This window comes from Agromyces arachidis (genome assembly GCF_052805135.1).
The window spans coordinates 435,958-458,652 of sequence record NZ_JBRBDK010000001.1 but is presented as its reverse complement, the minus strand read 5'-3'; the positions used below and the strand labels follow the sequence as shown (position 1 = coordinate 458,652).

The window sequence follows — 22,695 nt, the reverse complement described above, 5'->3', positions numbered from 1 at the left end:
CCGCGGGAGCGCCCGACGGGAGCCCGCCGCCACGCTCCCCTCCGGTGCTCCGGCGGCCCCCGGCGGATCAGCCGCGGGCGCCGTCGCGCGCCGCATCGAGCAGGATCCGGCGCTCGGCCGCGGCGACGACCCGGCGCGTCCGGTCCGCGGCATCCGGGTTGACGGAGATCGAATCGATCCCGTAGCGCACGAGGTGCTCGGCGAACCCCGGGTCGTTCGAGGGGCGCTGCCCGCAGAGCGACGACGTGATGCCCGCGCGACGGCAGGCGCCGATGATCCGCTCGATCGCGTCGAGCACGGCCGCATCCGACTCGTCGAACAGCTCCGCGCAGATCTCGGAGTCCCGGTCGACCCCGAGCATCAGCTGGGTGAGGTCGTTCGAGCCGATCGAGACGCCGTCGATGCCCATCGCGGCGTACTCCGGGATCCGGAAGGCGATCGACGGGACCTCGGCCATGACCCACCGCCGGAGGCCGCGCTGCCGGCCGAGCGGGCTCGCGTCGATGAGCTCGAGGCAGGCTTCGAGTTCCCAGCGAGTCCGCACGAAGGGCAGCATCAGGTGCAGGTTCGGCGTCTCCTCGCGCACCCGCGCGAGCACCTCGAGCTCGAGCCGGAACAGCTCGGGCTCCGTGACGTACCGGAACGCGCCGCGGTACCCGATCATCGGGTTGCTCTCCTGCGGCTCGTACGCGTCACCGCCCTCGAGTCCGCGGAACTCGTTGCTGCGGAAGTCGATCGTGCGGTACACCACGGGCCGGTCCCCGAAGGCGCGGGTGACCTCCAGCAGCGAGGCGCTCATCCGCTCGGCGAACTCCTCGCGTTCCCCGCGGGCCAGCATCTCGCGCGGATGGCGCCCGCCGAGCGCGTCGGTGACCATGAACTCGGCGCGCAGCAGGCCGACGCCGTCCACGTCCATGGCGGCGACCTCGGCGGCGCGTTCCGCGATCGCGAGGTTGACGTAGAGGCGCGTGGCCAGCGGCTCGGGCGCGGCCGGCGCGGCGACCGGCGACACGAACGCGAGCGGCGTCGCACCGGCCTCCGGGGCGGATGGCGCGACGTCGGCCCCCTCGACCACCTCGCCCTTGGCCCCGTCGACCGTCACGAGCTCGTCGTCGCGCAGCGTGGTCGTCGCCGATCGCGCCCCGACGATGGCCGGCACCCCGAGCTCGCGCGCGACGATCGCGGCGTGGCAGGTCATGCCGCCGCCGTCCGTCACGACCGCTCCGGCGCGCCGCATGGTCGGCACCCAGTCGGGGTTGGTCATCGGGGCCACGAGGATCTCGCCGGACTGCAGGCGGGCGCCGTCGGCGGGACTCTGCAGGATGCGCACCCGCCCGGATGCCCGCCCCGGTGCGGCGGCCAGGCCGCGGAGCAGCACCGTCCCCGCCGGCGGTCCCCCCGCGTCCGAAGCGTGGAGCGGCCCTCCCCCGAGCGTCGTCACGGGACGCGACTGGAGCATGTGGAGCGTCCCGCCCGAGTACGCCCACTCGGTGTCCTGCGGCTCGCCGTACAACTGCTCGACCCGAAGCCCCAGCGAGGCGACCGCGAGCACCTCGTCATCGCTCAGGACGCGCGCGTCCGCGGTGCGGGGATCGAGCTCCTCGCGCTCGACCGTCCCCTGACGGCCGGGAACGAGCGCGTGCGACTGGCGGCCGACGCGCACGGAGACGATGCGGGGTCCGTCCTTCGCCACGACGTAGGTGTCGGGTTCCACGGCCCCGGAGACGACGACCTCGCCGAGGCCGAGCGCCGCCTCGATCACCATCCGGTCCCGAGCGCCCGTCGAGGGATCGACGGTGAACATCACGCCGGAACGGTCCGACGCGATCTGGACCTGCACCACCACGGCCAGGACCGGCTCCTCGTCCATGCGCTGCCCGGCCCGGTAGGCGATGACGCGATCGCCGTAGAGCGACGCCCAGCAGTCGCGCACGCGACCCAGGACGGCCTCGTCGCCCACGACGTTGTTGTAGGTGTCGTGCATGCCCGCGAACGACGTTCCCGCCGTGTCCTCGGACGTCGCGGAGGAGCGGACCGCCACCGGCGAGCCCTCGCCCAGCCGGTGGTACTCCCCCAGGATCGCCTCGCGGACGTCGTCCGGGATCGGGATGCCGCGGACGGTCTCGCGAAGCTCCGCCGCCGCGACCGCGAGCGCCTCGGTGTCGTCGGCCGCCGCGGCGGCCTCGCGGAACCGCTCGAGCAGCGCCGACCTGACGCCGGCGTGCTCGATCGCCTCGAGGTACGCGGCGGCGGTGATCACGAACCCGGGCGGGATCGGCAGGCCGGCCGCCGTCATCTCGCCGAGGTTCGCGCCCTTCCCGCCGACGGAGTCGGCGTCGCCGAGCCGGATCTCCTCGAAGCGGCTCACCAGCCTGGAACGGTCGTCGCCGAGCATCCGGCCCCCCTGCCCTCGTCGGTCGCCGGACCGACGGGCCCGGCGGACCCCATGGTTCCACGGGGCGCGGCACGCGGACCGGGACGCAAGTCCCGAGCTGTGTCGGGCTACTTCTTGGGCGCGAGCTGCTCGATGATCGCCTGCGAGACGTCCTTCATCGTCAGGCGACGGTCCATCGACGCCTTCTGGATCCAGCGGAAGGCCTCGGGCTCGGTGAGCCCCATCTTCTCGTTCAGCAGGCCCTTGGCGCGGTCGACGAGCTTGCGCGTCTCGAAGCGTTCGACGAGGTCGCCGACCTCGGCCTCGAGCGCGATGATCTGGGCGTGGCGGGCGAGCGCGATCTCGATCGCGGGCAGGAGGTCGTTCGGCGTGAAGGGCTTCACCACGTAGGCCAGCGCACCGGCCTCGGTCGCGCGCTCGACGAGCTCCTTCTGGCTGAACGCCGTGAGGAGCACGACCGGGGCGATGTGGCCCTTCGAGAGCCGCTCCGCCGCGGAGATGCCGTCGAGCTGCGGCATCTTCACGTCCATGATGACGAGGTCGGGGCGGAGTTCGGTCGCGAGCGCGACCGCCGTCTCGCCGTCTCCGGCCTCGCCGACGACCTCGAAGCCGTTGTCGCGCAGGATCTCGACGATGTCGAGGCGGATGAGCGACTCATCCTCCGCCACCACGACGCGGCGCGGCGCGGTCGACTGGGTCTCTTCGGTGTCTGTCACGCAGGAAAGCCTACGGTATTCTGGCCGGGGCCTTGCGGCCGGTGTGGCGGAATGGCAGACGCGGAGCACTCAAAATGCTTTGCCCGAGAGGGCGTGTGGGTTCGACCCCCACCACCGGCACCGGGTACGCCGGAGGCCCGGTCCTCCGCTGGGACGACCGGGCCTCGCGTGCGAACGGCTACAGCACCTCGCCGACGACGTGGACGCGCACGTCGTTCGTGGTGCCGGGGATTCCGGGAGGGGATCCCGAGATGATGACGACCTTCTCGCCCGCGTCGGCCTTGCCGGTCTTCGCGAGGACCTCGTCGACCTGCCCGACCATCTGGTCGGTGTGCGTGACGCGCTCGACGACGAACGACTCGACGCCCCAGTTCAGCGCCATGCGCCGGCGGATGGCAGGGTACGGCGTGAACGCCAGGATCGGGATGTTCGAGCGGAGGCGCGTCATGCGGCGCACCGACTCGCCCGACTCCGTGAACACGCAGAGGTACTTGGCCTCGACGAAGTCGGCGACCTCGACCGCGGCGAGCGTGATCGCGCCCGCCTGCGTGCGCGGCTTGGTGCCGAGCGGCGGGATGCGCTCGAGGCCGTGCTTCTCGGTCGACTCGATGATGCGCGCCATCGTCTCGACCGTCTCGACCGGGTACTCCCCGACGCTCGTCTCGCCGGAGAGCATGACGGCGTCCGCGCCGTCGAGGATCGCGTTCGCGACGTCCGACGTCTCGGCGCGCGTCGGCACGGGCGAGTGCGTCATCGACTCGAGCATCTGCGTGGCCACGATGACGGGCTTGGCCAGGCGTCGCGCGATCTCGATCGCGCGCTTCTGCACGATCGGGACGGCCTCCAGCGGCAGCTCCACGCCGAGGTCGCCGCGGGCGACCATGATGCCGTCGAAGGCCTCGACGATGCCCTCGAGGGCGTCGACGGCCTGCGGCTTCTCGATCTTGGCGATGACGGGGACGCGACGACCCTCCTCCGACATGATCTCGTGCACGCGGTCGATGTCGGCGGCGTTGCGCACGAACGACAGGGCGATGAGGTCGGCGCCGAGCTTGAGGCCCCAGCGGAGGTCGGCCTCGTCCTTCTCGGAGAGCGCGGGGACGTTGACCGCGACGCCGGGCAGGTTGATGCCCTTGTTGTTCGAGACCGGGCCGGCGACGATCACCTTGGTGGTCACGACGGTGCCGTCGGTCTCGACGACCTCGACGCGCACCTTGCCGTCGTCGATGAGCAGGTGGTCGCCCTCCTCGACGTCGTGCGGCAGGCCCTTGAAGGTCGTCCCGACGATCTCCTTCGTCCCGAGGATCTCCTCGGTCGTGATCTTGAAGATGTCGCCCTCGGCGAGCTCGTGCGGCCCGTCGGCGAACTTGCCCAGGCGGATCTTCGGCCCCTGCAGGTCGACGAGCACGGCGACCGCGCGGCCGGAGTCGTTCGCGGCCTTGCGCACGTTCTGGTAGACGCCCTCGTGCACGTCGTAGCTGCCGTGGCTGAGGTTCATCCGGGCGACGTCGATGCCCGCATCGATGATCGCGCGGATCTGCTCGTAACTGGACGTTGCCGGCCCGAGCGTGGCGACGATCTTCGCTCTTCTCATGTGGTGTGTGCTCCAGGGGTTGCGCGCCGAAGCGCTGGATACGGTTTCGTCGGCGCCGGACGGCGCCGGGTCAGACGGCGAAGGCTCGCGCCGTCGCGGGAATGGGGCTCGGCAGCTGCGTCTCACCCTCAAGGTACCGGTCGACGGATGCCGCCGCAGCCCGTCCCTCGGCGATGGCCCAGACGATGAGCGACTGACCACGACCTGCGTCGCCGGCGATGAACACGCCGGGCTCGGCGGTCGCGTAGTCGGCGCCACGGGCGAAGTTCCCGCGGTCCGAGGCCTGGAGGCCGAGCTGCTCGCCGGCGGCATCCGTCTCGGGGCCCGTGAAGCCCAGCGCCAGCAGCACCAGGTCGGCGGGGATCTCGCGCTCCGTCCCCGCCTTGGGGACCCGGCGGCCGTCGAGGTACTCGGTCTCGGCGACGCGGATCGCGCGGACCTCGCCGTTGTCGTTGGCGAGGAACTCGACGGTCGACGCGAGGTACTGCCGCTGGCCGCCCTCCTCGTGCGCGCTCTGCACCTCGAACAGGTTCGGGTGCATCGGCCACGGCTGCTCCGCCGGCCGCGTCGGGCTCGGCTGCTTGCCGATCGCGAGGTTCGTCACCGAGAGCGCCCCCTGGCGGTGGGCGGTCCCGATGCAGTCGGCGCCCGTGTCGCCTCCGCCGAGGACGACGACGTGCTTGCCCTCAGCGGTGATCTGGTCGAAGACGTCCTCGCCGGCGACGCGGCGGTTCGCCTGCGTGAGGAACTCCATCGCGAAGTGGACGCCGGGCAGGTCGCGCCCCGGGATGGGCAGGTCGCGAGGGACCAGCGCGCCCGTGGCGACCACCACGGCGTCGTACCGGCGGCGCAGCTCGTCCCACGCCAGGTCGACGCCGATCTCGACGCCGGCACGGAACCGCGTCCCCTCCGCCGTCATCTGCGCGAGGCGCGCGTCGAGGTGGCGCTTCTCCATCTTGAAGTCCGGGATGCCGTAGCGGAGCAGCCCGCCGATGCGGTCGTCGCGCTCGTACACCGCCACCGTGTGGCCGGCTCGCGTGAGCTGCTGGGCGGCCGCGAGGCCGGCGGGGCCGGATCCCACCACGGCGACGGTCTTGCCCGTCAGCCGCCCGGGCGGCTGGGGCTGCACCCAGCCGTTGCCGAAGGCCTGGTCGATGATCGAGACCTCGACCTGCTTGATCGTCACGGCGGGCTGGTTGATGCCGAGCACGCAGGACGACTCGCAGGGCGCCGGGCACAGTCGCCCGGTGAACTCCGGGAAGTTGTTCGTCGCGTGGAGGCGCTCGATGGCGGCCCGGCCCTCGCCGCGCCACATCAGGTCGTTCCACTCGGGGATCAGGTTGCCGAGCGGGCAGCCCTGATGGCAGAACGGGATGCCGCAGTCCATGCAGCGGCCGGCCTGACGTCGGAGCTGGGCCGGGTCGCCCTGCTCGTAGACCTCTTTCCAGTCCATGATCCGCACCGGCACGGGCCGCCGCTTGGGCAGCTCGCGCTCGGTGACCTTGAGAAAGCCCTTGGGGTCAGCCACCCGTCACCTCCAGGATTCGCGTCCAGACGACGTCGCCGTCGGGGTCGAGCCCCTCGTCGACCGCCGCCTGGCGGGTGCGGAGGACCGCGGCGTAGTCGCGCGGAAGCACCTTGGTGAAGCGGTCGAACGCGGCTGGCCCCTCGGCGAGGAGCGCCGCGGCGACCGCGGAGTCGGTGTGCTCGAGGTGCTGCTCGAGCAGGTCGCGCACGATCTCGTGGTCGGCGCTGCCCAGCGGGTGCAGCTCCAGCTCGCCGCCGGCGAGCGCCTCACGGTTCACGCGCGACTCGGCGAGGTCGAGCACGTAGGCCGTGCCGCCCGACATGCCCGCGCCGAGGTTGCGTCCGGTGCCGCCCAGGATCAGGGCGAGCCCGCCGGTCATGTACTCGAGCGCGTGGTCCCCCACGCCCTCGACGACGGCCGTCGCACCGGAGTTGCGCACGAGGAACCGCTCCCCCACTATCCCGCGGATGAACATGCTGCCCTGGGTCGCGCCGTAGCCGATCACGTTGCCGGCGATGACGTTGCGCTCGGCGACGAAGCCCGCCTCCCGCGACGGCCGGACGACCACCTGGCCGCCCGAGAGGCCCTTGCCGACGTAGTCGTTCGAGTCGCCCTCGAGCCGCAGCGTGATGCCGCTCGGCAGGAACGCGCCGAACGACTGCCCCGCCGATCCGGTCAGCGTCACGTCGATCGACCCGGTCGGCAGCCCCTGCGCACCGTGGCGCACGGTCACCTCGTGGCCGAGCATGGTGCCGACCGCGCGCTCGGTGTTCCTGATGGGCAGCGCGATCTCGACCCGGCCGCCCTCCTCGAGCACCAGCGCGCTCCGGCGGATGAGCTCGTTGTCGAAGTGCTCGTCGAGCTCGTGGTCCTGCGGCCGGCCGTTCCGGCGCGGCTCGGCGCCGGAGAAGTCGGGGCCGACCAGCACGGGCGTGAGGTCGAGGCCCGAGGCCTTCCAGTGGGCGACCGCTCGGTCGACGTCGAGCAGCTCGCGTCGGCCGATGACCTCGTCGAGCGAGCGGTACCCGAGCTCGGCGAGGTACTCGCGCACCTCCTGGGCGATGAACTCGAAGAAGTTGACGACGAACTCGGGCTTGCCCGTGAACCGCTTGCGCAGCTCGGGGTTCTGCGTGGCGACGCCGACGGGGCAGGTGTCGAGGTGGCACACCCGCATCATGATGCAGCCCTCGACGATGAGCGGGGCCGTCGCGAAGCCGAACTCCTCGGCCCCGAGCAGCGCGCCGATCACGACGTCGCGCCCGGTCTTCAACTGCCCGTCGACCTGCACCACCACGCGGTCGCGCATGCCGTTGAGCATCAGCGTCTGCTGCGTCTCGGCGAGGCCGAGCTCCCAGGGCGTTCCGGCGTGCTTGAGCGAGTTCAGCGGGCTCGCGCCCGTGCCGCCGTCGTGGCCGGAGACGAGGATGACGTCCGCCAGCGCCTTCGCGGTGCCGGCGGCCACCGCGCCGATGCCCGACTGGCTGACCAGCTTCACGTGGATCCGCGCCTTCGGGTTCGCGCGCTTGAGATCGAAGATCAGCTGCTTCAGGTCTTCGATCGAGTAGATGTCGTGGTGCGGCGGCGGGGAGATGAGCCCGACGCCGGCGGTCGCGTGACGGGTGCGCGCGACCCAGGGGTACACCTTGGTCGGCGGCAGCTGGCCGCCCTCGCCGGGCTTGGCGCCCTGGGCGAGCTTGATCTGGATGTCGTCGGCGTGGGTGAGGTACATGCTCGTGACGCCGAAGCGGCCCGACGCGACCTGCTTGATCGCGCTGCGGCGCTCCGGGTCGAGCAGGCGGTCGAGGTCCTCGCCGCCCTCACCGGTGTTCGACTTCGCGCCGAGCCGGTTCATCGCGATCGCGAGCGTCTCGTGCGCCTCCTTCGAGATCGAGCCGTAGCTCATCGCCCCGGTGGAGAAGCGCTTGACGATCGACTCGATCGGCTCGACCTCGTCGATCGGCACCGGGGGCCGGACGCCCGTCCGGAGCGCGAACATGCCGCGGAGCGTCATGAGCTGCTCGGCCTGCGAGTCGACCATCTCCGTGTACTCGCGGAAGACGTCGTACCGCCGGTTGCGCGTGGAGTGCTGGAGGCGGAAGACGGTCTCGGGGTTGAACAGGTGCGGGGAGCCGTCGCGGCGCCACTGGTACTCGCCGCCGGTCTGCAGTCGCTCGTGCGCCCGCACCGCGGCATCCGCCGGGTAGGCCACCTGGTGACGGGCGAGGTTCTCGCGCGCGATCACGTCGATGCCGACGCCGCCGAGCTTCGAGGTGGTGCCGGTGAAGTACTCGGCGACGAACTCCTCCGAGAGCCCGACCGCCTCGAACGCCTGCGCGCCCGCGTACGACGAGATGGTCGAGATGCCCATCTTGGACATGATCTTCAGCACGCCCTTGCCGAGCGCGGTGATCACGTTCTTCACCGCCTGCTCGGGGGTCACCCCGGAGAGCACGCCGGACCGCACGAGGTCCTCGCAGGACTCCATCGCGAGGTACGGGTTCACGGCCGACGCGCCGTAGCCCACGAGGAGCGCCACGTGGTGCACCTCGCGGACGTCGCCGGCCTCGACCACGAGGCCCACCTTCATGCGCGTCTCGGAGCGGATCAGGTGGTGGTGCACCGCCGAGAGCATGAGCAGCGACGGGATCGGCGCGAGGTCGGCCGTCGAGTCGCGGTCGCTCAGGACGATGAACGACGCGCCCTCGTCGATCGCCTCGTCGACCTCCCGGTAGAGCTCGTCGAGCCGGGCGCGCAGCCCGTCGGGTCCTTCGTCGACGCGGTAGAGCCCGCGGAGCGTCCGCGTCGCCCGCGCGCCGGACGGCGCGGTCATGTGGACGATCTTGGCGAGCTGGTCGTTGTCGATCACCGGGAAGTCGAGCGAGACCTGCCGCGCGTGCTCGGCGCCGGCGGCGAGGAGGTTCCGCTCCGGTCCGAGGGAGGTCGCGAGCGAGGTGACGACCTGCTCGCGGATCGAGTCGAGCGGCGGGTTCGTGACCTGCGCGAACTGCTGCGTGAAGTAGTCGAAGAGCAGGCGCGGGCGCTCGGACAGGACCGCGATCGGGGTGTCCGACCCCATGGCGCCGAGCGGCTCCTGGCCGGTCCGCGCCATCGGGGCGAGCAGGATCTTCACCTCCTCCTCGGTGTACCCGAAGGTGCGCTGGCGACGGTTGACGGAGGCGGGCGGGTGCACGATGTGCTCGCGCTCGGGCAGGTCGGCCAGGCGGATCCGGCCCTCGTCGAGCCACTCGCCCCACGGTGCGGATGCCGCGAGCTCGGACTTGATCTCGTCGTCCTCGATCAGGCGCCCGGCCTCGGTGTCGACGAGGAACATGCGGCCGGGCTGCAGGCGGCCCTTGCGCACGACCCGCTTCTGCGGGAGGTCGAGCACGCCGATCTCGCTCGCCAGGACGACCAGGCCGTCGTCGGTCACGAGGTACCGACCCGGGCGGAGGCCGTTGCGGTCGAGGGTGGCGCCCACGAGGGTGCCGTCGGTGAACACGATCGCGGCGGGTCCGTCCCACGGCTCCATGAGCATCGAGTGGTACTCGTAGAACGCGCGTCGGGCCGGGTCGATCTCGGCCTGCTTCTCCCACGCCTCGGGCACCATCATCATCACGGCGTGCGGCAGGCTCCGGCCGGCGAGCGTGAGCAGCTCGACGACCTCGTCGAAGGAGGCGGAGTCGCTCGCCCCGGGGGTGACGATCGGCAGCAGCGGGTCGAGCTCGCCGAGCGCCTCCGACTCGAGCTGCGACTGCCGCGCCCGCATCCAGTTGCGGTTGCCCTGGATGGTGTTGATCTCGCCGTTGTGGGCGATCATGCGGAACGGCTGCGCGAGCGGCCACGACGGGAACGTGTTCGTCGAGTACCGGGAGTGCACGAGCGCCAGCTTCGAGGCGAACCGCTCGTCGGACAGGTCGGGGTAGAACGGCTCGAGCTGGAGCGTCGTGACCATGCCCTTGTAGACGAGGGTGCGGCTCGACAGCGAGGCGAAGTACAGCTCGAGCTCGCGCTCGGCGCGCTTGCGCAGGCGGAACGTGAGCCGGTCGAGCGCGATGCCGCCCAGGTGCTCGCCGTCGGACGTGTTCGCCGCGCTGCGCACGTAGAGCTGCTGCACGACGGGCATCGCGGCGCGTGCCAGCGTGCCGAGCTCGTCGGGCCGCACGGGCACCTCGCGCCATCCGAGCACCTCGAGGCCCTCGGATGCCGCGATGCGCTGGAGGCGCTGCTTCACGCTCGAGCGCGCGGTCGGGTCCACGGGCAGGAACGCGTTGCCGACCGCGTAGGCGCCGGCGGGCGGAAGCGGGAACTCGACGACCTCGCGCAGGAACGCGTCGGGCACCTGCGTGATGATGCCCGCCCCGTCGCCGGTGCCGGCGTCGGATCCGACCGCGCCCCGGTGCTCGAGGTTGCGGAGGCTGTCGAGCGCCGCCTGGATGATGTCGTGCCCGGCGGTGCCGCGGAGGGTCGCGACCATGGCGAGCCCGCAGGCGTCCTTCTCGTCGGCGGGGTCGTACATCCCCTGGGCGGGGGGCGTCAGGCCGAACCGTGAGTGGGGAGGGGGAAGCGACACGTTGGACCGTCCTCGGTATCTCGTCGGGCAGCGGGACGTCGTCGGCCCACGGGAGGGAGGTTCACGGCGCGAGGTGCGGCGCCGAGTCGGAGAACGCGTCGGGCGGCGTGGCCTACGCGGAGGCTGAGCGGCTGGAGCTTGTGGCTGCCGGCTCGCCGGGTGCGTTCTCACCCTCGACACCAGCGTCGAGAGAGTCGGAGTCGGACTCGGTGTCGTCCGAGTCTACCTCAGCATCCGCGGGCGCCCATTCACGGCCGGGCCGGTAGACGCTCGGCTCGTTGCCGGGGTGGCGGCGGCGCTGCACGAGGATGATGACCAGGCCGATCAGGATGGCGGCGAACGACGCCCAGACGTTGGAGCGGATGCCGAGGAACATCTCGCTCGGGTCGACGCGGATGGTCTCGAAGACCGCCCGGCCCGCCCCGTACCAGATCAGGTACGCGCCGAACATCATGCCCCAGCGGAGGCGGAAGAACCGCTCGAGGCCGAGGAGGACGACGACGCCCGTCAGGTTCCAGACGATCTCGTACAGGAAGGTCGGGTGGAACAGGGTGCCCTCGGCGAGGCCGGCCGGCCAGGCGGCGTTGTCGAACGGGATCTCGAGGCCCCACGGCAGGTCGGTCGGCCAACCGTACAGCTCGGCGTTGAACCAGTTGCCGAGGCGCCCGACGGCCTGCGCGACGAGGAGGCCCGGTGCGAGCGCGTCGGCGAACGACCAGAACCGGAGCCCGGTCAGGCGGCAGGCGATGATGACGCCGATCGCGCCGCCGATGAGCGAGCCGTAGATGGCGTTGCCGCCCTCCCAGATCGCGAAGACCTTCCACCACTCCTGCCCGGCGAAGTAGTCGTCGGGGTGGGTGAGCACGTGGTAGATGCGCGCGCCGATGATGCCGAGCGGCACCGCCCAGAGCACGACGTCGAGCACGATGCCCGGCTCGGCCCCGCGCTTGGTGAGGCGGCGCGACGTCATGATGGTCGCGATGACGATGCCCGTCAGGATGAACAGGGCGTACATCTGGATGGTCAGCGTTCCCCACGGGACCGGGATCTCGAGGGCTCGCCACTCCGGGTCGGGAGTCGGGATGCTGAGCGGTGCGAACACGCCGGCGTCTGCCTTTCGTCGATGGTGCGGGACCGTCGCGAGCGGCGGCCCCGTCGAGACTACTTCACTTGCGGACGGTGCCGCGCGCGAGGTCGGCCGCGAGGGCGCCGGCCGCGCCGACGCCGCCGTCGGCCAGGGCCTTCACGAGTGCGGAGCCCACGATCGCGCCCTCGGCGTACTCGAGCACCTCGGCCACCTGCTCGGGCGTCGAGATGCCGAGGCCGACGCAGCTCGCCTCGGCGCCGGCGTCGCGCAGCCGGCCGACGAGCGCGCGCGCCGCCTGGTCGACGTCGCTCCGGGCACCGGTGATGCCCATCGTGGAGACCGCGTAGACGAACCCGCGGCTCGAATCGACGGCCTGCCGGATCCGCGCGTCGGTAGACGACGGCGCGGCGAGGAACACCCGGTCGAGCCCGGTCCGCTCGGATGCGGCGAGCCAGTCGGCGGCCTCGTCGGGGATCAGGTCGGGGGTGATGAGGCCCGCGCCCCCGGCCGCGGCCAGGTCGTCGGCGAACCGGTCGACCCCGTACTGCACGACCGGGTTCCAGTAGGTCATCACGAGCACGGGCGCGTCGACCCGCTCGGTGACGCGGCGGACGGCCTCGAAGCCGTCGGCGAGGCGGAACCCGTTCGCGAGCGCCTGCACGGTCGCCGCCTGGATCACCGCACCGTCCATGACCGGATCGGAGTAGGGCAGTCCGAGCTCGAGCACGTCGACGCCGTTCTCGACCAGCGCGACCGCGGCCTCGACGCTCTCGTCGAGCGTGGGGAATCCGACGGGGAGGTAGCCGATGAGCGCGCCCGCGGCCTCCTCGTTGCGTCGGCGGATGACGGCGCCGACGTTCCTCATTCGCCGCTCCCGCCGTCGAGCAACTCGAAGTACCGCGCCGCGGTCTCCATGTCCTTGTCGCCGCGGCCGGAGAGGTTCACGAGGATGGTCGCGGTGGGGCCGAGCTCCCGGCCGAGGTCGAGCGCGCCGGCGAGCGCGTGCGCCGACTCGATCGCCGGGATGATGCCCTCGGTGCGCGACAGCAGTCGCAGCGCCTGCATGGCAGCGTCGTCGGTGATCGGCAGGTAGGTGGCGCGCCCGAGCGCGGCGAGCCACGAGTGCTCCGGACCGACGCCCGGGTAGTCGAGCCCTGCGGAGATCGAGTGCGACTCGATCGTCTGGCCGTCGTCGTCCTGCAGGAGGAAGCTGCGCGCTCCGTGCAGCACGCCCGGGCGTCCCTTCGAGATCGTGGCCGCGTGGCGCGGCGTCTCGACCCCCTCGCCGCCGGCCTCGTAGCCGTAGAGCGCCACGTCGGCGTCGTCGAGGAACGCGTGGAAGATGCCGATCGCGTTCGATCCGCCGCCGACGCACGCCGCGACCGCGGTGGGCAGCCCGCCGGTCAGGTCGATGACCTGCTGGCGCGCCTCCTCGCCGACGATCTTCTGGAAGTCGCGCACCATCTCGGGGAAAGGGTGCGGGCCCGCGACCGTGCCGAAGATGTAGTTGGTGGTCTCGACGTTCGTGACCCAGTCGCGCATCGCGTCGTTGATCGCGTCCTTCAGGGTGCGCGACCCGGTCTTGACCGCGATCACCTCCGCGCCGAGCAGGCGCATGCGCGCGACGTTGAGCGCCTGGCGCTCGGTGTCGACCTCGCCCATGTAGATGGTGCAGTCGAGGCCGAACAGCGCGGCCGCGGTCGCCGTCGCGACGCCGTGCTGGCCGGCGCCCGTCTCGGCGATGACGCGCTTCTTGCCGATCCGGCGCGTCAGCAGCGCCTGGCCGAGCACGTTGTTGATCTTGTGCGACCCGGTGTGGTTCAGGTCCTCCCGCTTCAGGATGATGCGGGCGCCGCCGGCGTGCTCGGCGAAGCGGGGCACCTCGGTGATGATCGAGGGCCGCCCGGTGTAGCTGCGGCCGAGCTCGGCGAGCTCCTCGCCGAACGCGGGGTCGAGCTTGGCGAGCGTGTACGCCTCGGAGAGCTCGTCGAGCGCCGCGATCAGCGATTCGGGGACGAAGCGTCCGCCGAACTCGCCGAAGTAGGGACCGGTCTGGGCACGAAGGGCCATGTCACACCGCCAGGAATGCAGAGAGGTTCGAGAGTGGGTCGCCCGTCACGAGCGCCTCGCCGACGAGCACCGCGTCGGCGCCCGCCGCGCGGTAGTGCGCGACGTCGTCCGCCGACAGGACGGCGGACTCCGCCACGCGGATGGCCCCCTCGGGGAACCGGTCGGCGATCCTGCCGAACAGGTCGCGATCGAGTTCGAAGGTGGTCAGGTCGCGTGCGTTGACGCCGATCAGCCGGGCGCCGAGCTCGGCCGCCCGGTCGAGCTCGTCGGCGGAGTGCGTCTCGACCAGGGCCGTCATGCCGAGCTGGCCGACGAGGTCGTAGAGCTCCGCCAGGGTGTCGTCGTCGAGGGCCGCGACGATGAGCAGCACGAGGTCGGCGCCCGCCGCGCGGGCCTCGAACACCTGGTAGGGCGTCGCGATGAAGTCCTTCCGGAGCACCGGGAGCGAGACGGCCTGTCGCACGGATTCGAGGTCCTCGAGCGATCCGCCGAACTTCCGGCCCTCGGTCAGCACGCTGATGGCGCTCGCACCGCCCAGCTCGTAGGTGCGGGCCAGGGCGGCCGGGTCGTCGATCGCCGCGAGCGAGCCGCGCGAGGGGCTCGACCGCTTGATCTCGGCGATGACCTTGACGCGCTCGGAGGGACGGAGCGCGGAGATCGCGTCGAGCGCCGCCGGCCGGGCGAGGGCTGCGGCCTCGACCTCGGAGAGGGGTCGCTCGGCGCGACGTGCCTCGGCGTCGGCGACGGCGTTGGCGGTGAGCTCGGCGAGCACGCGTCAGTGCGCCTTGGGCGCGACCTTGGCGCCGTCGACGCCGTACCCGGCCTTCGCCAGGGCCCAGCCGACGAGCGCACCGACGACCAGCAGGACGGCCGACGCCCACACGAGCCACTGCACGTCGAGGAAGAAGGCGACCGTGCCGATCGCGAACGCGATGAGCATGATGGTCACGGCGGTCCACGCCGCGGGCGAGTGTCCGTGGCCGGGATCAGCGTGCTCAGTGCTCATGGTGCTCCTTCTGTGCGTGGGGGTCGTGGAGAGTCTACCGGGTGCGGCGGGGCTGTCTTGCGGCCGTCGCCGTCGGCCTCGCCGGACGCCCGTTCGGTCGGATCGTCGCCGCGGCTGAGGCCGTCCCAGTCGTCGACGGCGCGGTCGGATGCCGCGGTCGGCACGCTCGCCTCGTCGTCGGCGAACCGGGCTCCCGCGCCGTACCTGCGCGAGGTGGCCCACGCTCGCCCGGTGACGACGACGACGACCCCCGCGGCCGCCACGAGCACGCCGCCGGCGATCGCCGCGACCGCCCAGCCCGTCGGCGTCGCCGCGGCGACGAGCTCCGCCGTCGGCTGGGCTCCCGCCACCCCGGTCGCCTCCGCGATCGCGGCCGACGACGCAGCGGCCGGGTCCGCGAGCGACATCCCGGCGGCGAGCACGACGCTCCCGCCGAGGACGAACGCGAGCGCGCCGAGCACGATGCGGATGACCGGTCCGGCGATCGCGAGTGCGCCGGCGAGCGCCAGGCCCGCGAGCGCGAGCGCCGCCAGGGCCGGCGACGCGACCGCTCCCCCGACCTCGAGCGACGTGGCGCCGCCGGCGGCGGCCTGCCCGTCGACGAGCCGCACGGTGAACCACGTCCGGCTCCACGCCAGCAGCGCGAGGCCCGACCCCGCCAGCAGGGCGAGGATCGCGGGGAGCTTCATCCGGTCGGGGCGCATCCGATCAGCCCACCTGCCGCATCGCATTGGCCACCGCGACCGCGCGCAGCGGCGCGGCCGCCTTGTTGACCGACTCCTGGTACTCGGACTCGGGGTCGGAGTCGGCGACGAGACCGCCTCCGGCCTGCACTCGCGCGATGCCGCCGGAGATCGTCGCGGTGCGGATGGCGATCGCGAGGTCGGCGTCGCCGCCGAACCCGAAGTAGCCGACGACCCCGCCGTAGAGGCCGCGCTGGGCGGGCTCGAGCTCGTCGATGATCTCGAGGGCGCGCGGCTTGGGCGCACCCGACAGCGTGCCGGCCGGGAAGGTGGCGCGGAACACGTCGATCGCGTTGGCGTCGCCGCGGAGGTCGCCCTCGACGGAGGAGACGAGGTGCATGATGTGGCTGAACCGCTCCACGCGCATGAACTCGGTCACCTCCACGCTCCCTGCGTGGCACACCTTCGCGAGGTCGTTCCTGGCGAGGTCGACGAGCATGAGGTGCTCGGCCTGCTCCTTCGGGTCGGCGATGAGCTCGGCCTCGAGGTCGGCGTCGTCCTCCGGCGTGGCGCCGCGCGGCTTCGACCCGGCGATGGGGTGCGTGAAGACGCGGCCGTCCTCGACCTTCACGAGCGCCTCGGGCGACGAGCCGACGATCCAGTACGGAGCGCCCGCCGGGTCCTCGAGGTGCAGGAGGTACATGTAGGGGCTCGGGTTGAGGCTTCGCAGCACGCGGTACACGTCGATGGGGTGCGCCGTGGCCTCCTGCTCGAACCGCTGCGAGATCACGACCTGGAAGATGTCGCCCTCGTGGATGTAGTGCTTCGAGCGCTCGACGGCGGCGAGGAAGTCCGCCTTCTCGGTCCGGTACCGCGGTTCGGGCGCCCGCTCGAGGTCGATCTGCGAGAGGTGCGCCTCGGACGGCTCGGCCAGCGCGGCCTGCATGCGATCCAGTCGCGCCTGGGCGTCGGACCAGAGCGCGTCGGCCGGCTCGTCGCGGTCGTTGAGCACGGATGCCACGAGCTGGACGGTTCCCGTGCGGTGGTCGATGACGACGAGCTCGGAGACGAACGCGAACGCCTGGCCGGGCATGGCGTAGTCGGCGGGCGGGCGGTTCGGCAGGTGCTCGATCTGCCGGATCGCCTCCCAGCCGATGAAGCCCACGAGGCCGCCGGTGAGCGGCGGCGCCCCCGGCACGTCGTCGGTGGCCCAGCGCGCGTAGACCGCCTCGAGCGCGGCGAGCGGAGCGAGGTCGTCGGATGAGGCGCCCAGCGCACGCTCGCGCGGCAGTCCGTAGTCGAGCCACGCGACGGCACCGTCGCGCTCGGTGAGCACGCCGTACGATCCGGCGCCGACGAACGAGTACCGGGACCAGATGCCGCCCTGCTCGGCCGACTCCAGCAGGAACGTGCCGGGGCGTCCGCCGGCGAGCTTGCGGTAGATGCCGACCGGCGTCTCGCCGTCGGCGAAGAGCTCGCGCACCACGGGGACGACCCGCCGGCCGGGCAGCAGGTCGGCGAAGTCCTCGCGGCGGGTGGTGGCGGTGCGGGCGGCCGTCATGGGGTTCCTCCGTCGGGAGCGGTCTCGTCCGGGCTCCCGACGGCGACGGCGACGGGATCGCCGTCCCAGCAGGTCCGGGTGCCGGTGTGGCAGGCGACGCCGACCTGGTCGACGCGGACGAGCAGCACGTCGGCGTCGCAGTCGAGCGCGGCGGACTTCACGTACTGGGCGTGGCCCGACGTGTCGCCCTTGCGCCAGTACTCCTGCCTGGAGCGGGACCAGAACGTCACGCGGCCCTCGGTGATCGTGCGACGCATCGCCTCGCGGTCCATCCAGCCGAGCATGAGCACCTCGCCGGTGTCCCATTGCTGGATCACCGCGGGGATGAGCCCGTCCGCGTCGAACGACGCGCGGTCGACGGCCGTGGCATCCGGCGCCCAGCGCTCGGTGTCGGACTCGAGCTCCTCGTCTCCTGCGTGGGTCATCGCACGGTCCTCCCGTCGGCCTCGAGGGCGCGCTTGACCTCCGAGACGGTCAGCTCGCCGTTGTGGAACACGGATGCCGCGAGCACCGCGTCGGCGCCCGCGGCGACCGCCGGCGCGAAGTGCTCGAGGGCGCCGGCGCCGCCGGACGCGATCACGGGGACCGACGACAGCCCGTGCATGAGCGACACGAGCTCCAGGTCGAAGCCCGCCTTGGTGCCGTCGGCGTCGATCGAGTTGACGAGCAGTTCGCCCGCGCCGAGCTCGATCGCACGGCGCGCCCAGTCGACGGCGTCGAGGTCGGTCTCGGTGCGGCCGCCGTGCGTGGTCACGACGAAGCCGCTCGGGGTGCGGTCCGAGCGCTTGACGTCGAGGGAGAGCACGCACACCTGCGCCCCGAACCGGTCGGCGATCTCGGCGACGAGCCCGGGTCGGGCGATGGCGGCGCTGTTGACGCCGATCTTGTCGGCGCCGTGGCCGAGCAGCCGCGCCACGTCATCGGTCGACCGGACGCCGCCGCCGACGGTCAGCGGGATGAAAACCTGCTCGGCGACGCGCTGCACCATGTCGTACGTCGTCGACCGGTCGTCGACGGTCGCGGTCACGTCGAGGAACGTGAGCTCGTCGGCACCCTGGGCGGCGTACTCCGCGGCGAGTTCGACGGGGTCGCCCGCATCGCGCAGGTCGAGGAAGTTGACGCCCTTGACGACGCGACCGGCGGCGACGTCGAGGCACGGGATCACCCGGACGGCCAGCGACATCCGCTCACCTCACAACCGCGCCGCGTGGATCGCGCTGACGAGGATCGCGCGCGCGCCGAGGGCGTAGAGCTCGTCCATCACGTGGTTCACGTCGGTGCGCGGGATCATCACCCGGACCGCGACCCACTCGGGGTCGTGCAGCGGTGACACCGTCGGCGACTCGAAGCCCGGCGCGACGGCGGTCGCCGCCTCGAGGTGGGTGACCGGCACGTCGTAGTCGAGGAGCACGTACTGCCGCGCCACGAGGACGCCCTGCAGCCGGCGGACGAGGGTCTGCGTGCCGGCGCGCTCGACGCCGGAGCCGATCAGCACCGCCTCGGACTCGAGGATCACCGGGCCGAAGATGTCGAGGCCCGCCTTGCGCAGCGTGGACCCGGTCGAGACGACGTCGGCGACCGCGTCGGCGACGCCCAACCGCACGGCCGACTCGACGGCGCCGTCGAGCTTCACGAGCTTCGCCGTCACCCCGTGGCGGGCGAGGAAGTCGCCGACCAGGCCCGGGTAGCTCGTGGCGACGCGCACGCCCTCAAGGTCGGCCAGGGTGTCGAACGCCCCGGGCGGACCGGCGAACCGGAAGGTCGAGTCGCCGAAGCCGAGCGAGGCGATCTCCCCCGCCTCCGATCCGGAGTCGAGGAGCAGGTCGCGCCCGGTGATGCCGACGTCGAGGGCGCCGGAACCCACGTAGGTGGCGATGTCGCGGGGGCGGAGGTAGAAGAACTCGACCCCGTTGCGGGGGTCGGCGACGATGAGCTCGCGCGAGTCGCGTCGGCCGGTGTACCCGGCCTCGTAGAGCATCTGCGCGGCGGTTTCGGAGAGCGAGCCCTTGTTGGGCACGGCGATTCGGAGCATTCCCTGGCTTTCGTGTCGACGGAACCGATCTGCGGTCATGGCGTGATCAGAGATGTCGGTACACGTCGGCGGGCGTGAGCCCCTTCGCCAGCATCAGCACCTGCAGGTGGTAGAGCAACTGCGAGATCTCCTCGGCCGTCTCGGCGTCGGACTGGTACTCGGCGGCCATCCACACCTCGGCCGCCTCCTCCACGATCTTCTTGCCGATGGCGTGCACGCCGGCGTCGAGCTGGCGCACGGTGCCGGAACCCTCGGGGCGGGTGCGGGCCTTGTCGCTGAGCTCGACGAAGAGGTCGTCGAAGGTCTTCACCCGTCTAGGCTACCCGTGACGATGGGGGTGCGCCGACGCCGCCGCCCGCAGCGCCGCGATCCGCTCGGCGGGCACGTCGCCGTTGAAGACGTGCGACCCGGCGACGAAGGTGTCCGCCCCCGCCTCGGCGGCGATGCCGATCGTCTCCTCGGTGATCCCGCCGTCGACCTGCAGCCACACGTCCAGGCCGGCGTCGCGCACGGCGTCGGCGACGCGCGCGAGCTTCGGCATCGTCTCGGGGATGAACGACTGGCCGCCGAACCCGGGCTCGACCGTCATCACCAGCACCTGGTCGAACTCGGGCAGCAGGTCGAGGTAGGCGGCCTCGTCGGTGCCGGGCTTCAGGGCGATGCCGGCCCGCGCGCCGATCGCGCGCAGCCGTCGCGCGAGGGCGACCGGCTCGCCCGCCGCCTCGGCGTGGAACGTGACCGAGAAGGCCCCCGCCTCGGCGTAGGCCGGCGCCCAGCGATCCGGATCCTCGATCATGAGGTGCACGTCGAGCGGGATGGGCGAGACCTGCTGGAGGCGGGTCACCATCTGCAGGCCGAACGTGAGGTTCGGGACGAAGTGGTTGTCCATGACGTCGACGTGCACGAGGTCGGCCGCGGCGATGCGCCCGAGCTCGTGCTCGAGGTTCGCGAAATCGGCCGCGAGGATGCTCGGATTGATCCGCGTCGTCATGCCTGCAGCCTATCGAGGAGCGGCGTCCGCCGTCCCGTCGGCCGGAGCGGCGCGGCGGATGAGCGCGATGAACATCGCGTCCGTCCCGTGCCGGTGGGGCCACAGCTGCACGGAACGTCCGTCGCCGGCGAGGTCGAGCGGATGCCGCGAGACCGACCGGAGCACCTCCGCGGCGTCGAGCAGCTGCGCGTCGGCGCCCCACCGCGCGAGCGCCCGCCCCAGGCTCCCGTGCGTCTCGGAGGTGTGCGGCGAGCACGTGACGTAGGCGAGCACGCCGCCGGGCGCGAGCGCTCGGAAGGCCGCGTCGGCGAGCTCGCCCTGCAGCGCCGTGAGCTCCGCGACATCCGTCGGGGACTTGCGCCAGCGCGCCTCGGGACGGCGTCGCAGCGCGCCAAGGCCCGTGCACGGGGCGTCGAGCAGGATCCGGTCGAACCCGCCGGGCGCGCCGGACGCGGCCGGGTCGAGTTCCCGGCCGTCGGCCACGCGCACGGGGACCTCCGCGGGCACCGCGGCGACCGCTCGACGGACCAGTTCGGCGCGGGCGGGCACGACCTCGTTCGCGGCGAGTGAGGCGCCGCCGGCGAGCGCTTCCGCGGCGAGCAGGGCCGTCTTGCCCCCGGGACCGGCGCACAGGTCGAGCCAGCGCTCACCCGGCCGGACCGGGGCGACGCGGCTGAGCGCCAGCGCGGCGAGCTGGGAGCCCTCGTCCTGGACCCGGACCCGGCCGTCGTGGGCCTCCACGACGCCGAGCGGGTCCGCTGCCGTGAACCCGACCGGCGAGAACCGGTCGGGCTCGCCGAGCTCGCCCGGCGCCCCGTCGAGTCCGGGCAGCGAGACCAGGTTCACGCGGGGCGCGGCGTTGTCGGCCTCGAGCAGCGCCTCGAGCTCGTCCGCGCGACCCTCGCGCTCGAGCGCCGTGCGCAGCGCGCGGACGACCCACAGCGGATGCGAGTGCACGGCGGCCAGTCGCTCCTCCGGCGAGGCGGCCTCCTCCGCGACGAGGCCGCGCCAGTCGTCGGCCTCGCGCCGCGACACGGTGCGCAGCACGGCGTTCACGAAGCCGGCCGCGGCCGGGGCCACGCGGCGGGCGAGGGCGACGGATTCGTTCACGGCGGCGTGGGTGGCCACGCGGGTCGCCAGCAGCTGGTGCACGCCGAGCCGCAGGATGTCGAGCACCGGCGGATCGACCCGGTCCACCGGCCGCCCCGCCGCGAGGGCGATGACCGCGTCGTAGTAGCCCTGCATGCGCAGGGTGCCGTAGGTCAGCTCGGTGGCGAAGGCGGCGTCCGCCTCGTCGAGGCCGGCACGCGAGATCCGCGTGGGCAGCAGCAGGTTCGCATACGCGTCGGAGTCGCGCACCGCCTCGAGCACCTCGTACGCGACCACGCGGGACCGCGCGACGCGATCGGCTCGCGATCTGCGAGGCTGCGGCCGCCCGCCGGCGCCCCCGCGCCGTGCGCCCCCTCCCCCGCCGGCGCCGCTCATCGCGCGACCGCCTGCTCGGCGCCGAGCCCGCGCCACCAGTCGGCGGCGGCCATCGCGGTCCGCCCCGCGGGCTGCACGCGTCGCAGCTCCAGCGCGCCGTCGGCCGTACCGACGAGCACGCGTCGGCGATCGCCGCGCACCTCCCCCGGTCGGAGCGGCGCCGCGTCGGACGGGGCCGGCCCGGCGTCCAGCACCTTCACCCTCACCCCGTCGACCTCGGTGTGCGCACCGGGCTCCGGCGTCACGCCCCGGAAGCGCGCGTCGACCTCGGCGGTGGGACGGGTCCAGTCCAGGCGCCCGTCGTCGATGGTGAGCTTCGGGGCGAAAGTCGGCTCGCCCGCCTGCGGCGTCGCGACCGCCGAGCCGTCGGCGATCGCGTCCACGACCTCCGCGACCACGCCGGCACCGGATGCCGCGAGCGAATCGAGCGCCGCACCGGCCGTCTCCCCCGGCTCGACCGCGCGCTTCCGCACCGCGTAGAGCTCGCCCGCGTCGAGTTCGGGCACGAGCCGGAACACCGAGACGCCCAGTTCGGCGTCGCCGGCCATGAGGGCGCGCTGCACCGGCGCCGCACCGCGCCATGCCGGCAGCGCGGAGAAGTGGAGGTTGATCCAGCCGTGCGTCGGCGCCGACAGGAGCGGCTCGCGCACCAGTCCGCCGTACGCCACGATCACGCCGAGGTCCGGGCGCAGCGCGGAGATCCGCGCGTCGGCGTCGTCATCGAGCCGGCGGGCCTCGATGACGGGGATCCCGAGGCGCTCCGCCGCTGCGGCCACGGGCGACGGCGTCAGCACGCGCTTGCGTCCGAGCGGCGCCGGGGGCCGGGTCACGACCGCCATGACCTCGTGCGGCGACGCCGCGAGGGTTTCGAGGGCGGGCACGGCGGCGGCGGGCGTTCCCGCGAAGACGATCCGGAGGTGGGGCACACTCCATCATCCCAGCCCCGCCGCGCCGCGCGGCCCGGAACTCGGCGGGGC

19 protein-coding genes and 1 tRNA gene are annotated in these 22,695 nt (G+C 72.7%); 1 reads left to right on the top strand and 19 read right to left on the bottom strand.

Annotated elements, in window-relative coordinates; translation table 11 throughout:
• Positions 1 to 67: 67 nt before the first annotated feature.
• Together ppsA and ACUY4T_RS02205 are read right to left on the bottom strand one after the other, a co-directional pair.
• Entirely contained in the window at positions 68 to 2,395 is a 2,328-nt protein-coding gene (ppsA, locus tag ACUY4T_RS02210) for a phosphoenolpyruvate synthase (protein ID WP_446017251.1), read from the bottom strand.
• Positions 2,396 to 2,502: 107 nt separating this feature from the next.
• A complete protein-coding gene (locus ACUY4T_RS02205) occupies positions 2,503 to 3,111 on the bottom strand; it encodes an ANTAR domain-containing response regulator (protein WP_445964281.1) in 609 nt (202 codons plus the stop codon).
• Positions 3,112 to 3,148: 37 nt separating this feature from the next.
• Between ACUY4T_RS02205 and ACUY4T_RS02200 the strand changes: the two genes are divergently transcribed.
• Positions 3,149 to 3,231 (top strand) — tRNA-Leu (locus ACUY4T_RS02200).
• Between the two features lie 58 nt (positions 3,232 to 3,289).
• On the opposite strand, the gene pyk is transcribed toward ACUY4T_RS02200, so the two are convergent.
• The 17 genes from pyk to fmt form a co-directional block, all read right to left on the bottom strand.
• Positions 3,290 to 4,705 carry a pyruvate kinase gene (gene pyk / locus ACUY4T_RS02195; RefSeq protein WP_446017250.1) on the bottom strand — a complete coding sequence of 472 codons (1,416 nt, stop codon included), beginning with the start codon at positions 4,703 to 4,705 and terminating at the stop codon, positions 3,290 to 3,292.
• Positions 4,706 to 4,775: 70 nt separating this feature from the next.
• Complete coding sequence (locus tag ACUY4T_RS02190; protein ID WP_446017249.1) at positions 4,776 to 6,233, bottom strand: glutamate synthase subunit beta; 1,458 nt, start codon at positions 6,231 to 6,233, stop codon at positions 4,776 to 4,778.
• Complete coding sequence (gene gltB / locus ACUY4T_RS02185) at positions 6,226 to 10,749, bottom strand: glutamate synthase large subunit (protein WP_446017411.1); 4,524 nt, start codon at positions 10,747 to 10,749, stop codon at positions 6,226 to 6,228. Before gltB ends, ACUY4T_RS02190 begins: the two co-directional genes overlap by 8 nt.
• A gap of 166 nt (positions 10,750 to 10,915) precedes the next feature.
• Positions 10,916 to 11,905: a prolipoprotein diacylglyceryl transferase gene (gene lgt, locus ACUY4T_RS02180; RefSeq protein WP_446017248.1), complete on the bottom strand. Its 990-nt coding sequence runs from the start codon at positions 11,903 to 11,905 to the stop codon at positions 10,916 to 10,918.
• A 64-nt stretch (positions 11,906 to 11,969) separates the two neighbouring features.
• A complete protein-coding gene (gene trpA, locus ACUY4T_RS02175) occupies positions 11,970 to 12,755 on the bottom strand; it encodes a tryptophan synthase subunit alpha (protein WP_446017247.1) in 786 nt (261 codons plus the stop codon).
• The gene (trpB, locus tag ACUY4T_RS02170) at positions 12,752 to 13,960 is read right to left on the bottom strand and encodes a tryptophan synthase subunit beta (protein WP_446017246.1); all 1,209 of its coding nucleotides are present in this window, start codon (positions 13,958 to 13,960) and stop codon (positions 12,752 to 12,754) included. Before trpB ends, trpA begins: the two co-directional genes overlap by 4 nt.
• Position 13,961: 1 nt before the next feature.
• The gene (gene trpC, locus ACUY4T_RS02165) at positions 13,962 to 14,732 is read right to left on the bottom strand and encodes an indole-3-glycerol phosphate synthase TrpC (protein ID WP_446017245.1); all 771 of its coding nucleotides are present in this window, start codon (positions 14,730 to 14,732) and stop codon (positions 13,962 to 13,964) included.
• Between the two features lie 3 nt (positions 14,733 to 14,735).
• The gene (locus ACUY4T_RS02160) at positions 14,736 to 14,966 is read right to left on the bottom strand and encodes a DUF6704 family protein (protein ID WP_446017244.1); all 231 of its coding nucleotides are present in this window, start codon (positions 14,964 to 14,966) and stop codon (positions 14,736 to 14,738) included.
• Positions 14,963 to 15,655, bottom strand: coding sequence for a Trp biosynthesis-associated membrane protein (locus ACUY4T_RS02155; RefSeq protein ID WP_446017243.1), 693 nt, complete (start codon positions 15,653 to 15,655; stop codon positions 14,963 to 14,965). The genes ACUY4T_RS02160 and ACUY4T_RS02155 overlap by 4 nt, the downstream gene beginning before the upstream one ends.
• A 19-nt stretch (positions 15,656 to 15,674) precedes the next feature.
• Positions 15,675 to 17,210: an anthranilate synthase component I gene (locus ACUY4T_RS02150; protein ID WP_446017242.1), complete on the bottom strand. Its 1,536-nt coding sequence runs from the start codon at positions 17,208 to 17,210 to the stop codon at positions 15,675 to 15,677.
• Positions 17,207 to 17,635, bottom strand: coding sequence for a phosphoribosyl-AMP cyclohydrolase (gene hisI, locus ACUY4T_RS02145; RefSeq protein ID WP_446017241.1), 429 nt, complete (start codon positions 17,633 to 17,635; stop codon positions 17,207 to 17,209). The genes ACUY4T_RS02150 and hisI overlap by 4 nt, the downstream gene beginning before the upstream one ends.
• Positions 17,632 to 18,393, bottom strand: coding sequence for an imidazole glycerol phosphate synthase subunit HisF (gene hisF / locus ACUY4T_RS02140; protein ID WP_446017240.1), 762 nt, complete (start codon positions 18,391 to 18,393; stop codon positions 17,632 to 17,634). The genes hisI and hisF overlap by 4 nt, the downstream gene beginning before the upstream one ends.
• 9 nt (positions 18,394 to 18,402) lie before the next feature.
• The gene (gene hisG / locus ACUY4T_RS02135; protein ID WP_446017239.1) at positions 18,403 to 19,242 is read right to left on the bottom strand and encodes an ATP phosphoribosyltransferase; all 840 of its coding nucleotides are present in this window, start codon (positions 19,240 to 19,242) and stop codon (positions 18,403 to 18,405) included.
• 46 nt (positions 19,243 to 19,288) lie between these two features.
• Complete coding sequence (locus ACUY4T_RS02130) at positions 19,289 to 19,552, bottom strand: phosphoribosyl-ATP diphosphatase (protein ID WP_446017238.1); 264 nt, start codon at positions 19,550 to 19,552, stop codon at positions 19,289 to 19,291.
• 9 nt (positions 19,553 to 19,561) lie between these two features.
• On the bottom strand, positions 19,562 to 20,233 hold the full coding sequence (rpe, locus tag ACUY4T_RS02125; RefSeq protein ID WP_446017237.1) for a ribulose-phosphate 3-epimerase: 672 nt from the start codon (positions 20,231 to 20,233) through the stop codon (positions 19,562 to 19,564).
• A 9-nt stretch (positions 20,234 to 20,242) separates the two neighbouring features.
• On the bottom strand, positions 20,243 to 21,718 hold the full coding sequence (locus tag ACUY4T_RS02120) for an RsmB/NOP family class I SAM-dependent RNA methyltransferase (RefSeq protein ID WP_446017236.1): 1,476 nt from the start codon (positions 21,716 to 21,718) through the stop codon (positions 20,243 to 20,245).
• Complete coding sequence (gene fmt, locus ACUY4T_RS02115) at positions 21,715 to 22,644, bottom strand: methionyl-tRNA formyltransferase (RefSeq protein WP_446017235.1); 930 nt, start codon at positions 22,642 to 22,644, stop codon at positions 21,715 to 21,717. The genes ACUY4T_RS02120 and fmt overlap by 4 nt, the downstream gene beginning before the upstream one ends.
• Between the last annotated feature and the right edge of the window lie 51 nt (positions 22,645 to 22,695).

Coding starts and splice junctions, on each gene's coding strand:
- ppsA (WP_446017251.1), bottom strand. CDS start 2,395: ATGCTCGGCGACGACCGTTCCAGGCTGGTGAGCCGCTTCGAGGAGATC.
- pyk (WP_446017250.1), bottom strand. CDS start 4,705: ATGAGAAGAGCGAAGATCGTCGCCACGCTCGGGCCGGCAACGTCCAGT.
- gltB (WP_446017411.1), bottom strand. CDS start 10,749: ATGTACGACCCCGCCGACGAGAAGGACGCCTGCGGGCTCGCCATGGTC.
- trpA (WP_446017247.1), bottom strand. CDS start 12,755: ATGAGGAACGTCGGCGCCGTCATCCGCCGACGCAACGAGGAGGCCGCG.
- trpB (WP_446017246.1), bottom strand. CDS start 13,960: ATGGCCCTTCGTGCCCAGACCGGTCCCTACTTCGGCGAGTTCGGCGGA.
- ACUY4T_RS02160 (WP_446017244.1), bottom strand. CDS start 14,966: ATGAGCACTGAGCACGCTGATCCCGGCCACGGACACTCGCCCGCGGCG.
- ACUY4T_RS02155 (WP_446017243.1), bottom strand. CDS start 15,655: ATGAAGCTCCCCGCGATCCTCGCCCTGCTGGCGGGGTCGGGCCTCGCG.
- ACUY4T_RS02150 (WP_446017242.1), bottom strand. CDS start 17,210: ATGACGGCCGCCCGCACCGCCACCACCCGCCGCGAGGACTTCGCCGAC.
- hisI (WP_446017241.1), bottom strand. CDS start 17,635: ATGACCCACGCAGGAGACGAGGAGCTCGAGTCCGACACCGAGCGCTGG.
- hisF (WP_446017240.1), bottom strand. CDS start 18,393: ATGTCGCTGGCCGTCCGGGTGATCCCGTGCCTCGACGTCGCCGCCGGT.
- hisG (WP_446017239.1), bottom strand. CDS start 19,242: ATGCTCCGAATCGCCGTGCCCAACAAGGGCTCGCTCTCCGAAACCGCC.
- rpe (WP_446017237.1), bottom strand. CDS start 20,233: ATGACGACGCGGATCAATCCGAGCATCCTCGCGGCCGATTTCGCGAAC.
- ACUY4T_RS02120 (WP_446017236.1), bottom strand. CDS start 21,718: ATGAGCGGCGCCGGCGGGGGAGGGGGCGCACGGCGCGGGGGCGCCGGC.